This is a genomic window from Labilibaculum filiforme, from assembly GCF_002843315.1.
Classification (GTDB): Bacteria; Bacteroidota; Bacteroidia; order Bacteroidales; family Marinifilaceae; genus Labilibaculum; species Labilibaculum filiforme.
Map to the genome: position 1 here is coordinate 458,384 of NZ_MVDD01000002.1, position 12,100 is coordinate 470,483.

9 protein-coding genes are annotated in these 12,100 nt (G+C 35.9%); 5 read left to right on the top strand and 4 right to left on the bottom strand.

Going from position 1 to position 12,100, the window contains the following annotated elements:
- Positions 1-2: 2 nt before the first annotated feature.
- From BZG02_RS04520 to BZG02_RS04530, 3 genes are all read right to left on the bottom strand, one after another.
- Complete coding sequence (locus BZG02_RS04520; protein ID WP_101260204.1) at positions 3-1,244, bottom strand: DUF418 domain-containing protein; 1,242 nt, start codon at positions 1,242-1,244, stop codon at positions 3-5.
- Between the two features lie 47 nt (positions 1,245-1,291).
- Positions 1,292-3,232, bottom strand: a complete 1,941-nt coding sequence (locus tag BZG02_RS04525; RefSeq protein WP_101260205.1) for an ABC-F family ATP-binding cassette domain-containing protein — start codon at positions 3,230-3,232, stop codon at positions 1,292-1,294.
- A gap of 85 nt (positions 3,233-3,317) precedes the next feature.
- A complete protein-coding gene (locus BZG02_RS04530; RefSeq protein ID WP_101260206.1) occupies positions 3,318-4,064 on the bottom strand; it encodes an AAA family ATPase in 747 nt (248 codons plus the stop codon).
- Between the two features lie 173 nt (positions 4,065-4,237).
- On the opposite strand from BZG02_RS04530, the gene BZG02_RS04535 reads away from it, so the two are divergent.
- A complete protein-coding gene (locus tag BZG02_RS04535; RefSeq protein WP_101260207.1) occupies positions 4,238-4,678 on the top strand; it encodes an STAS/SEC14 domain-containing protein in 441 nt (146 codons plus the stop codon).
- A 53-nt stretch (positions 4,679-4,731) separates the two neighbouring features.
- Here the strand turns inward: BZG02_RS04535 and BZG02_RS04540 are convergent, their stop codons facing one another.
- Positions 4,732-5,847 carry a glycoside hydrolase family protein gene (locus BZG02_RS04540; protein ID WP_101260208.1) on the bottom strand — a complete coding sequence of 372 codons (1,116 nt, stop codon included), beginning with the start codon at positions 5,845-5,847 and terminating at the stop codon, positions 4,732-4,734.
- Between the two features lie 209 nt (positions 5,848-6,056).
- On the opposite strand from BZG02_RS04540, the gene rlmD reads away from it, so the two are divergent.
- From rlmD to BZG02_RS04560, 4 genes are all read left to right on the top strand, one after another.
- Positions 6,057-7,466 carry a 23S rRNA (uracil(1939)-C(5))-methyltransferase RlmD gene (gene rlmD / locus BZG02_RS04545; RefSeq protein WP_101260209.1) on the top strand — a complete coding sequence of 470 codons (1,410 nt, stop codon included), beginning with the start codon at positions 6,057-6,059 and terminating at the stop codon, positions 7,464-7,466.
- 234 nt (positions 7,467-7,700) lie between these two features.
- On the top strand, positions 7,701-10,286 hold the full coding sequence (locus tag BZG02_RS04550) for a S9 family peptidase (protein WP_101260210.1): 2,586 nt from the start codon (positions 7,701-7,703) through the stop codon (positions 10,284-10,286).
- 164 nt (positions 10,287-10,450) lie between these two features.
- A complete protein-coding gene (yaaA, locus tag BZG02_RS04555; RefSeq protein ID WP_101260211.1) occupies positions 10,451-11,221 on the top strand; it encodes a peroxide stress protein YaaA in 771 nt (256 codons plus the stop codon).
- A 95-nt stretch (positions 11,222-11,316) separates the two neighbouring features.
- Positions 11,317-12,033 (top strand): hypothetical protein, encoded by a 717-nt coding sequence (locus tag BZG02_RS04560; protein ID WP_101260212.1) that lies wholly within the window; start codon positions 11,317-11,319, stop codon positions 12,031-12,033.
- Positions 12,034-12,100 lie beyond the last annotated feature (67 nt).

Sequence of the window (12,100 nt, forward strand, 5' to 3'; positions counted from 1 at the left end):
GCTTATTGGTATTTTACATTCAGTGATAATTGTGGTTTTTCCTTATAAGTTAAGTATCGCCACAACCATTCAAATGGTCCCATTTTATAATATTTCAACCAAATAGAGGAAGAAATCAATTGAAATGTCCAAATTATCAAAACCCAAATCAGTAATTCTGCTCTTGAGTAGCGTGCAAACATTCCAAAGCCATAACTATAAAAAATAATGGAACAAATTATGGATTGACAAAGGTAGTTCGTAAAAGCCATTCGACCAACTGCTTCAAGCGCTTTTGTGAAAAAACGCAAAATTTTCATTTGATATATCAAAAGGATCAAGCCAATGTATCCCAACGCAGTAAATAAACTCCCAAAATAGTTGAACTGATAGCCATATTTAAAAAAGTAAATCATCTCCCATTTGCTAGCCACAATGTGCTGAAATCCTTCATGAGCAAAAAAAGTACCCATACCAATGCCTAAAACAGCCATCCAAAAATAAAAGTATTTCGTTTTTTTGGCTGCTAGCACTCCATTATTTAATAATACCATTCCCAATAACATAACTCCGGTTGTTCTCCATAAAGAGAGCATAAAAAAGGAACCTAGCTGGTAATTCATATTTAATTGAGCCCGTTTCACAAAAATATCAAACCAAGTCCCCGTTTGGTACAAATCAATTTCCCCGGCCACCGCATTAGGAGCAGGATTAAAATCTGCCATGGCTTCTTTAGCCATTTCTGCGGGCATACTTTCAAATAAGCCACCTACTAAATAGAAAAAAGCCATCGGAATTAAATATAGTACCACACACAAAATAATTTTATGGTTTTTTGGCATCTTTCTAAGTAAAACAGCAATAAGTCCTACCACTGCATAAGCAACCAAAATATCACCAAACCAAATTAAATAAGCGTGTAACATCCCAAAAATAAGCAAGAAAATCATTCTCCTCACTTGAAATTTAAAGCCATCCAATCCCCTCTCATTCAATCGATTGATAAACAATACAATTCCCGCCCCGAATAAAATAGAAAAAATGGTCATGAATTTTAGCTCTCCAAATACATTCACAAAGTAATAGGAAAAATAATCAGAAGCAGACAATTCCCCCATTACTGAAGGATTCGAAAAGGAGGCATTGGGAAGCCCAAATAATTGAATATTGATGAGTAAAATTCCTAGTAAAGCAAAACCCCGGAGTACATCCAGAGAATGTATTCTTTCTTTAGGCAAAGTAGGAATAGCTTGTATATTAGGCATTTTTTTTGAAGTTAAGATGATTTCAGGGAAAATGCACGGGAAGCACACTACTCCCCTTTCTCTGCAATTAGCAGCTCCAATTCTTCATTAAAACGCTCCCAATCCAACATTTCTTTTTCAAGGTCTTTTTTGGATTTTTCATATTTTGCAAACAGAGAATGATCCTGAATATTCTCCGGATTTGCAAGCAGATCTTCCATTTCGGCTATTTGTTCTTCAAATCGCGCAATATTTTCTTCCGAGTTAGAAACAGCTCTTTCCATTTTAGAGATTTTCTTACTCATCTCTTTTCGCTCCAAATAGTTCAGCTTATTATCGGAAGGAGCAACTTCAACCTGTACAGAGCTTGCAACATTTTTCACTTCCAATTCCTTTAAGGAGTCCATCTTCTTGGTTTGAAGAAAATCATAAATTCCTCCCAAATGTTCTTTTATCTTCTTATTGGTAAACTCATACACTTTCGATGATAATCCATTTAAAAATTCACGATCGTGAGAAACAACAATAACAGTTCCGTCAAACTGATTCAATGCTTCTTTCAAAACATCTTTCGATCTCATATCTAAATGGTTGGTTGGCTCATCGAGCACCAATAAATTTACTGGTTCCAAAAGCAGACGAATCATAGCCAAACGAGAACGCTCTCCTCCAGACAATACTTTCACTTTTTTATCAATGTCCTCGCCTCTAAACATAAAAGCACCTAAAATATCACGAATCTTAGTTCTTACATCTCCAACAGCAACATCATCAATCGTTTCGAATACCGACTTGTTTTCATTCAGCATTTGAGCCTGATTCTGAGCAAAATAACCAATTTTTACATTGTGTCCAATTTTACAGATTCCCGTATGCTCCAGCTCTCCCATCAAAACTTTCACCAGAGTTGATTTTCCTTCTCCATTTTTTCCCACAAAGGCAAGTTTCTCACCTCTTTCAATTACAAATTCGAGCTCGTTTAAAACCAAATGATCCCCATAAGCCTTGCTCAGATTTTTCACCTCACACACCAAGTCTCCCGATCGCGGTGCTGGTGGGAACTTCAAGCTCAGCTTCGAGCTATCCTCCTCATCAATCTCAATACGATCAATTTTTTCCAATTGCTTGATCCGAGATTGAACCTGAACCGATTTGGTTGCTTTGTAACGAAAACGCTCAATAAAATCCTCGGTATCTTTAATTTGCTTTTGCTGATTAATGTAGGCTTTCATTTGTTGTTCGCGACGCTCTGCATGCAAAATTACATACTGAGAATAAGAAACCTTATAATCATATATTTTCCCAACAGAAATTTCAACGGTTCTATTGGTAATATTATCTAAAAATGCCCGGTCATGCGATACCAAAACCACAGCTCCAGGATAGGTCTTCAAGAAATCCTCTAGCCATTGAATGGATTCAATATCTAAATGGTTTGTAGGCTCATCGAGAAGAAAAACATCCGGACGACGCAACAAAATCTTAGCCAATTCTATTCGCATTCTCCACCCTCCACTAAACTCGTTAGTTTGGCGAGTAAAATCGCTTCGTAAAAAACCCAATCCAATTAATGTACGTTCCGCTTCTGCCTCAATATTCTCACCACCCATCATATGATAGCGGTCATTTCTCTCCGTCAGTCGCTCAATAAGCTTCATGTAGTCATCCGACTCATAATCGGTTCGCTCGGCAATCTCTAAATTAATAGCTGCAATTTCCTTTTCTAAACCCAACACTTCTTCAAAAGCCGACAAAGCCTCTTCCATTACGGTATTGCCGTCGATATGATTTACCTGCTGTGGTAAATACCCAATTTTAATCTCATTTGGCAAAGATACAGTTCCAGCTGTAGGGGCTTGAAAACCAGCAAATATTTTTAGCAAAGTTGATTTCCCTGCACCATTCTTGCCAACCAAACCAATGCGATCGCGAGAATTTACAATAAAAGTAACTTGCTTAAAAAGGGTAAAGCCACCAAATTCAACCGTAAGATTGTTAATAGAGATCATACTTATTCTTGTTTTTCTGTTAAAGCGACAAAGATAACAACTGTTTGCACTTATCTGTAATCATTAATCAGTTTATACCAACATCCTAATTATTACAACTCATCAGTCGTTTTTCTTCCAACAAAATTGTCGCTTTTTTTACTAATTCCGCTTGAATGATATTCTCTTTTACTTCCCGCATCACAATGGTTTCAGCTTCGGCAAATGAAATATCATAAATTCGGTTTACTTTTTGATATTCCTTCGGATATTTTGAAATTAACCTATCGTACAATTGATCCAAATAAATTTTAGATGGATTATGAAATTCCAGCTTCAGTTCAAAACGTCGAACCAGCGCCTCATCAATCAGTCCAATTTGATTTGTTGCAGCAATTAGAATAGAATTTTTAGGCAAAGAATCGATCAATTGAATCATACTATTTACCACTCGTTTCATTTCACTGCTATCGGTATTATCGTAGTTTCTTTCTTTCCCTAAAGAATCAAACTCATCGAAAAACAAAACAGCCTCCTGACTTTCTACCATTTTAAAAGCTGCCGCGATATTCCTTGAAGTTTCACCAAGTTTCGAAGAAACAATATTCCCCAAATTAATTGTTTTTAATTTCTTCTCCAGCTTATTCGCAATTGCTTTTGCTGTCATGGTTTTACCACATCCCGATTTCCCAAAAAGCAAGAGTTTATTTACTACTGGCAAACCAAATTTGCTAAGTATTTCAAAATGTTCGTATTCCCGCAGAAACTGTGCTACCTGAACCGACAATTCCTGATCAAATACAATATCTTCAAAATCAACCTTTCCCATATTGGGAACAAATAAATGATTCATGCTTAAACGTATGTGTTTGTTAGTCTGTTTAAATATTCTGCAAACCTAGCATTTTTATCTTCAATCCGGAAAAAATCATTTGGCGCTTTTATAAAATTAATTGCATTTGCAGCCCCATTAAAAAACTGATCTATGAATATACAAATCAGTTAATTAACAAAATAAAGAATAAGGTGAGAAATTCTTATTACAACTATGTAGAAGAGCATAAGCTTTTAATTGAATGCTTTTGCGGTGAGACGAAGATAAAAGATGTATTTGAATTAAAATGCGAAACCGGATCTCATTTACACAATGTGCCTAAATTCAGCGTACTTGCTGATATTCGGAGAAGTAACAGTAAACCATCTTTTAAAGAGATTGATGAATTTATTGAATTATATTTACAATCGAAGCTAAGTTCAAAAATTGATAGAATTGCAATTATCACCAGCACTCCAAGGCAGGTGGCCAACGCAATGCTAATTATTGATAGTGTTGAAAATGAAATAGATATACCAATAAAAGTTTTTAGTTCTGTTGAATCTGCATTAAAATGGTTACGTTGCAACATGTGTAGCAGCAAGGTAAATACGATACTCGAAAACTTTCAAGCTACAAATGCAATAGTATAATAAAAGGGAGCTCCATTGGAACTCCCTTTCTGTTTATTTTAATAAATTCCTTCTTACTTTTTGGTGTAATCTTTATAAATCGCCTTCTGAAATTCAGTCCAATGTGCTTCGGTCATTCTATCGGGCGTAAATAAACAAATTCCTGTTGCTCCATTTACCATCGATTCCCTAATTGCTTCTCCTAATTCTTCCGGCAACAAACCATGATTTTCAGGATCAGCTTCTTTCGACTTAGAATCGGGTTTTGGACAAATAAACAAACCACTGTAAATCGGTTTTTCACCATTTACACTTTCGCTGGATTCCTTACACATTTTACCAACCCACTCGGTTCCTTCCAAGTAAAAATCGTTGTAGTTCATTGGTAAAAAAGCATCTAAATCCCATTTATTCCATTCCTGACGAACCATTTTCACAGCATGAGAATGTGGACCAGGAAATACTGCTGCAGTAATTTCTTTTCCTTGTGCATGCACATCTTCCACCAAACGATTTACCATTTTCGTAATTAAATCCTGACGAAACTGCTTCCATTCCTGTAAATCCCGCCCTTGAGCCTGATCTACAAGCTCAATTCCTGTTTTGGCTTTAAAATCAGCCTTACATTTATCACAATAACAGTAATCAAACTCGGGATATTCCTTATCCATCACCAAATTGTACTTCTCCCAAAGACCTTTAGCCAATATTACATCCGGATAACGAATATAATCCAAATGAATTCCATCCACTTCGGGCAAAGCTGCTATTTTGGTATATAAACCAGACAAATATTGATACACTTCTTCCCGATTCGGACACAAAAAGGTATAATGATCTACATAAGCTGGCTTATCGTATGCCGATTCACCATTTCCATTTACGGCATATAAATCTGCAGGAATATTTTCATTCCTTCCCTGAACCATGGTAGGTATCCAAGTATGAAATTCGAGACCTGCATCTTTTGCAATTTTCCCCACTCGTTGATAAACAGCAGCATCATGCCCTCCATTGTACATTAAGCCATCAATCCCTTTCTCCTTTAAATCGGTAAAGTTCGCTTTTAACTCTGTATCGGTAGCCTCGCCCGGGCCACCCAGCCATGCAAAACATGGAACTTTCGTTGCTTGTTTGGTTCCACACGAAACCAATAAAAATAATGCAAAAACAGCAAGTAACTTGTTCATAGTACTTTTATAAAAAATTGAAATGTGGCTTTGAAATACGAAGTAAAGATATAAAATTAAGTAGTAACCGCGATTCCTTTTTCGCTGTTTGTCTTTAGTTTAGGGGATTTCAGATAATAATAAAAATGTCTTTCTACTTTTTAAGCTTTCCTTCTTTCCAGCTTTCGACTTTTATCTATCTTTGCGCCAATATTTAAAACAATTGAATCGTGGGAAGAAATAGAAAGCAAAAACCACTTCTGGAAAAAGTAGTTATAGAGAAGTTAGCCGCCGAAGGCAAGGCAATTGGTAAAGTAGATGACAAAATTGTATTTGTTACCGGTGTAATACCAGGCGATATTGTTGATGTACAAGTCAACAAAAAACGCAAAAGTTTTATGGAAGGCTATCCGGTTGCTTTTCACCAGCATTCACCAATGAAGATAGACGCTTTTTGTGAGCATTTTGGAGTTTGTGGTGGATGTAAATGGCAAAATTTACCCTACGAAGAACAACTAAAATTTAAACAGCAGGAAGTTATTGACAATTTAGAGAGAATTGGCAAAGTAGAACTGAATGGTATCAATAACATCCTGGCATCAGAAAAAACTGAATTCTACCGAAATAAACTGGAATATACTTTTTCGAACAAGCGCTACCTAACCAACGAGGAAATTGCCCTTAATGATGATATAAAAAGAACACCTGCACTTGGTTTTCATGTTCCAAAACTATTCGATAAAGTAGTTGATATTAATAAATGTCACCTGCAACCAGAACCATCGAATGCGGTTCGTTTAGCGATTAAAGAATATGCTTTCGCAAACAATCTATCCTTTTTCGATATCCGAAATCAAGAAGGTTTCCTAAGAACATTGGTTATTAGAACCTCTTCGACAGGCGACAACATGATTATTGTAGTATTCTATCACGAAGATGTGGAGAAACGAGAGGGATTGCTGAATCATCTGTCGGAAAAATTCCCCGAAATCACTTCCCTAATGTATGTGATTAATGAGAAAGCCAACGACTCCATTACCGATCAGGAAGCAATTCTATACAAAGGTGTTGATCATATTTTTGAGCAAATGGAAGATTTACGCTTTAAAATTGGTCCTAAATCGTTCTACCAAACCAATTCGGAGCAGGCTTACAATTTGTATTGCAAAACTCGTGATTTTGCCGAATTAACTGGCGACGAAATTGTTTACGATTTGTATACCGGAACCGGAACCATTGCTAATTTTATTGCAAAACAAGCTAAAAAAGTAATTGGAATTGAATACGTTCCCGAAGCTATTGCCGATGCAAAAGTGAATTCTGAAATTAACGGAATTAACAACACGGAGTTTTTTGCTGGCGACATGAAAAATGTACTTACTAGCGAATTCATAGCTCTTCACGGTCAACCCGATACTATTATTGTTGATCCTCCACGAGCAGGAATGCACGCCGATGTTGTGGAAACAATTCTGCAAGCGGCACCAAAACGAATTGTGTACGTAAGCTGTAATTCGGCAACTCAAGCTCGCGATTTGGCCATGATGAACGAGGCCTACAAAGTAACAAAAGTGCAAGCTGTTGATATGTTCCCCCACACCCATCATGTGGAGAATATTGTGCAGTTGGAAAAAAGATAAACTCTCGCTATAAAACTAAAACCTCTTAAAAATTAACTTTAAGAGGTTTTTTTATACCCAACAAAAGGATTTCAGCTATTCCCTGAAAAAAAAGATTTAAAAAATTACGCGGAAACAATAGGGTTCCCAGTTTTAAACTTTCCTAACAAATGTTCTTTTTTATCCAACTAAAAATCCATAGTATTGATGTTTCAATGGATCGATACTTAAATACTCAAGCATAAACTATAAAAGATGAAAAAATATTTTGTACCAACAATGATGGTACTACTAACTGCAACAACATGCAGTTTTGCGCAAAAAGAAAGTAACAAAAATATTCCCATTACCAATTGGCTGCAAACTAATCCGGCATCAATTCAACTGCCTGCATTCCATTCTAGCCAAAATATAAACGGAAAAAACTACGAATTACAACACCTATTGCAGGAAAATCAGTTGGAAATAAATTCTATTCGCCCAAGCGAGCAGGAGCACTTAAAATGGAACAAAGAAAGCCTGCAATGGAGCAAAACAAGCACGAATAAAAAAGGTTTTGTAAGCAGTAAAGTCGCCGCAAATAAGTTGTTATTTTATGTCGCTTATTTCTCGACCGATGAATGGTTGCAAGCAAAATTGAATATGGAAACGTACCCCATGTTAGAGGTGTATATTAATGGAGAAAAAAAGATTTCGCATTACGAATCAGCAGTAGATAAAGCCAAAGAAATTTCGGAAACTTTAAAACTAGAACCTGGAAAACATTGCATTCTGGTAAAAGTTATTAGCGGAGAAAAAAATAATGATTTTAAATTAAGCATTACTCCTACCGAAAATTGGACAGAGAGTAATTTCACATTCTCCATATCACCCGAACAAAATACAACCATTCATAAAGTTTTAGATGGAGTAAATGTGCAGAATATCGAATTAGCTTCCGATGGAAAATTGGCCTTACTAAGCTTTAGCAGAACCCTTCCCCCGTCAGACAATACCGAAAACTGGAAAGAAATACAAGAAGTTGCAAGTGGTAAAACCTTATACACCTTCCGAGGAAGTCAACTGGCAAACATACAGTGGTTACCAACAGGAAACCGGATTTCGTACACCAAAGAATACAACGAAAAAACGAGTCTTTATATTTTTGATTTTACCATCGGAAATGAAACTGAGATAGCCACTAACATTGCTGATTTTTCGAATTACAACTGGACTCCCGATGGAAAACAAATCATTTACTCCGTATCAAAAGATTATTCTGAAGAATGGAAAATTAGAAAATTTCAGGGAATGGAAGATCGCTTACCTTGGTTTCGCACCCGAAGTTTCTTATACAAGTTAGATGTTGCTAGCGGCATAAAACAACGCTTAACCTATGGAAGTATAACAACCAGTCTGCAAGCGATCAGTCCCGATAGCAAGCACATTCTTTTTTCTCAATCGCGCCCCGATTACGAAACATATCCTTACGAGAAGCAAAATCTTTACCAAATGAACCTCGAAACCTTTCAAGTAGATACCATCTGGAGCGATAAACTATTTGGCGGACTGGCACAATACTCTCCTAATGGCTCGCAACTTTTAGTGCAAGCCGGACCTTCGTGCTTTGGTACGCTAGGCGAAAACATTGGAAAGCAAACTCTGGCAAATAATTACGACGGACAACTGTACATTTACGATATTAAAAGCCAAAAAGCCGATCCAATCACCATTAATTTTGATCCATCGGTTAGTCGGGCGATTTGGAACAAGAATGACAACAACATTTACTTGCTTGCCAATGACAAAGATTACATTCGCCTATTTCAATATCAACCAACAAGCAAAGAATTCAATACTTTACCAATAGATTCAGATGTTGTAGGTAGTTTTAGCTTGTCCGAAAATGGAAAAAACATTGCTTACACAGCATGTAGCATATCTACCCCCTACAAGGCTTTCGTATACGAATTGGCAGCTAATACCAGCTCAATTATCGCTCATCCGCAAGAAAAGAATCTAACTCATGTAAAATTTGGCAAAACCGAAGATTGGAATTTTACGAAAGAAGATGGAAAAACGATTATGGGTAGAGTTTACTATCCTCCAAACTTCGATTCCAGTAAGAAATATCCTGTAATTGTAAACTATTATGCGGGCACATCGCCTGTTGAAAGAAGTTACGGTGGCAGATATCCTCTGAATCTTTATGCTGCAATGGGATACGTTGTATACCTGCTTCAGCCAAGCGGAGCCATTGGTTTTGGGCAAGAGTTTTCTGCCGAGCATCAAAATAACTGGGGAATTACCACTGCCAACGAAATTATCGAAGGAACCAAACAATTCCTAAAATCCCATTCTTTTGCCGATGCCGATCGTGTTGGTTGCATTGGAGCATCCTACGGTGGATTTATGACCATGTTATTGCAAACCAGAACCGATATTTTTGCTGCTGCTATTTCTCATGCCGGAATTAGCGATATTACAAGCTATTGGGGCGAAGGCTATTGGGGATATTCTTACAGTGTAAATGCTTCGGGCAAATCATTCCCTTGGAACAATAGAAAACTATATATCGACCAAAGTCCTTTATTTAATGCTGATAAAATAACAACACCACTATTATTAATCCACGGAAGTGTTGATACGAATGTACCATTGGGCGAAAGTATACAAATGTATCAGGCCCTAAAACTATTGGGAAAAGATGTGGATTTTGTTCAGGTAAAAAATCAGGACCATCATATTAAAAATTACACCCAACGAATACTTTGGAACAACACCATATTTGCCTATTTCGCGAAACACTTAAAAAAACAACCACAATGGTGGAACGATTTGTATCCGGATAAAAATTTATAACAATCCGTAATGATTCATTCAAAGGGTGTTCTTAGTTAGAGCACCCTTTTGTTTTTCAGAATCAGATTATAGACAAAAACTAAGTCATTATCAATAATTATAAACACTATTGATGATTCGATCTTTTATATCTAAATTTAAAATTGAATCAAAAAAAACAAATTATGCTAATCGTTATATCGCCAGCAAAAACACTCGATTTTGAAAGTCCGGCAGTTTCAGACATCTATTCTGATGCCTCCTTTTTAAAAGAATCCAGACTTTTAATAAAAGAGCTTCGCAATTTGAAAGTGGATGACATTGCCAACTTAATGGGAATTAGTGCAAATCTTGCACAACTGAATTTTGAGCGATTCCACATGTGGAGCACACCATTTACCAAAGAAAACTCGAAACAAGCTTTATTAGCCTTTAAAGGCGATGTTTATACAGGTATTAATGCGTCTACCTTCTCGGATGGAGATTTTATCCAATCGCAATCCAATCTTCGAATTCTATCGGGTTTGTACGGAGTTCTAAAACCTATGGATCTGATACAAGCCTACCGACTGGAAATGGGAAAAAAAATAAAAACCAGCCGAGGAGAGAATCTGTATCAATTCTGGGGAGACAGCATAACCAAATCAATTAACAAAAGTTTAAAAGCATCCAATCACAAACATTTAATCAATTTAGCTTCCAACGAATATTTTAAATCTATCGATAAAAAAAAGGTTCAAGCAGAAATAATCACACCTGTTTTTAAGGATTTAAAAAATGGGGAATACAAAATAATAAGCTTTTTTGCCAAGAAAGCCAGAGGATTAATGACTCGATTCATTATTCAGAATAAAATTACGGATCCTGAAGATCTAAAAGCTTTTGATTTGGATGGATACATGTACAATTCAATGCTTTCCAAAGAAAGAGAACCTGTTTTCACAAGAGATCATTAAAGAAAAGTTACTTTATTTAAAGCCTTGTTTTTACTTCTAATTTTTACTAAGTTTAAATAAGACAATCACAATAAAAACCTGAAAACCCTTCTCTTATGACTGATAAAAACATTGTAGTTAAATTTGGAAGCTTACTAAAAGAGGAAACTCTTGAAGTAATAGACAGTAAGATATTACCTGGAACGATTGTTTTAGAAGCAACTAACCCTTTTCCTGGTTACTATGAATATTACGAAGGAATTCAAAAAGACGTAAAGCCTCATTACATTTATTTGGTAACGGCCAAAAAATGCGATTTGGAAAAGTTTACCCGAGCTACACAAAAAATCATGTCGTATTTTGAGGAAGATTTTCATGCCGCAATGGCTACCATTACTATTTATAATGATATTTACCACGCAATAAGAATTAGAAGGTTGAGTAAGTACGACCAAATTAAAGAATTACAATCGTACTATATTGAAGAAGGTCTTAGTTTAAAATTGAACACGACCATACCTCACAATTCAAAAGCAATGATTCAACTGGATAAGTTTTTTGCTTTGGATGAAATTGGAGATGGATATTTCTTTGATCATATTGAGCCAAACCATGGATATTTTACAATTCCTCAAAAACTCAGCTGGAAAGAATTTGAGCAATTAACAAAGCAAGTGCAATACAATATGGAAATGTTTCATTTTGATGCCTCTCTGGGCTTTATTTATGACAATTTTAAAGCAATTGACATGATTCGGATTTATGCAGAAAACCTTGATCTTGAAATAATGAAAAAAATTAAAACGAAATTTATGGAGAGAATTAAAGAATAAAATTAAACTTTCTATATCTAAAGTGATATTGTAGTTCCAATATATAAAGAAAGGGCTGTCGATGACA

Coding starts and splice junctions, on each gene's coding strand:
- BZG02_RS04520 (WP_101260204.1), bottom strand. CDS start 1,244: ATGCCTAATATACAAGCTATTCCTACTTTGCCTAAAGAAAGAATACAT.
- BZG02_RS04525 (WP_101260205.1), bottom strand. CDS start 3,232: ATGATCTCTATTAACAATCTTACGGTTGAATTTGGTGGCTTTACCCTT.
- BZG02_RS04530 (WP_101260206.1), bottom strand. CDS start 4,064: ATGAATCATTTATTTGTTCCCAATATGGGAAAGGTTGATTTTGAAGAT.
- BZG02_RS04540 (WP_101260208.1), bottom strand. CDS start 5,847: ATGAACAAGTTACTTGCTGTTTTTGCATTATTTTTATTGGTTTCGTGT.
- BZG02_RS04550 (WP_101260210.1), top strand. CDS start 7,701: ATGAAAAAATATTTTGTACCAACAATGATGGTACTACTAACTGCAACA.
- yaaA (WP_101260211.1), top strand. CDS start 10,451: ATGCTAATCGTTATATCGCCAGCAAAAACACTCGATTTTGAAAGTCCG.
- BZG02_RS04560 (WP_101260212.1), top strand. CDS start 11,317: ATGACTGATAAAAACATTGTAGTTAAATTTGGAAGCTTACTAAAAGAG.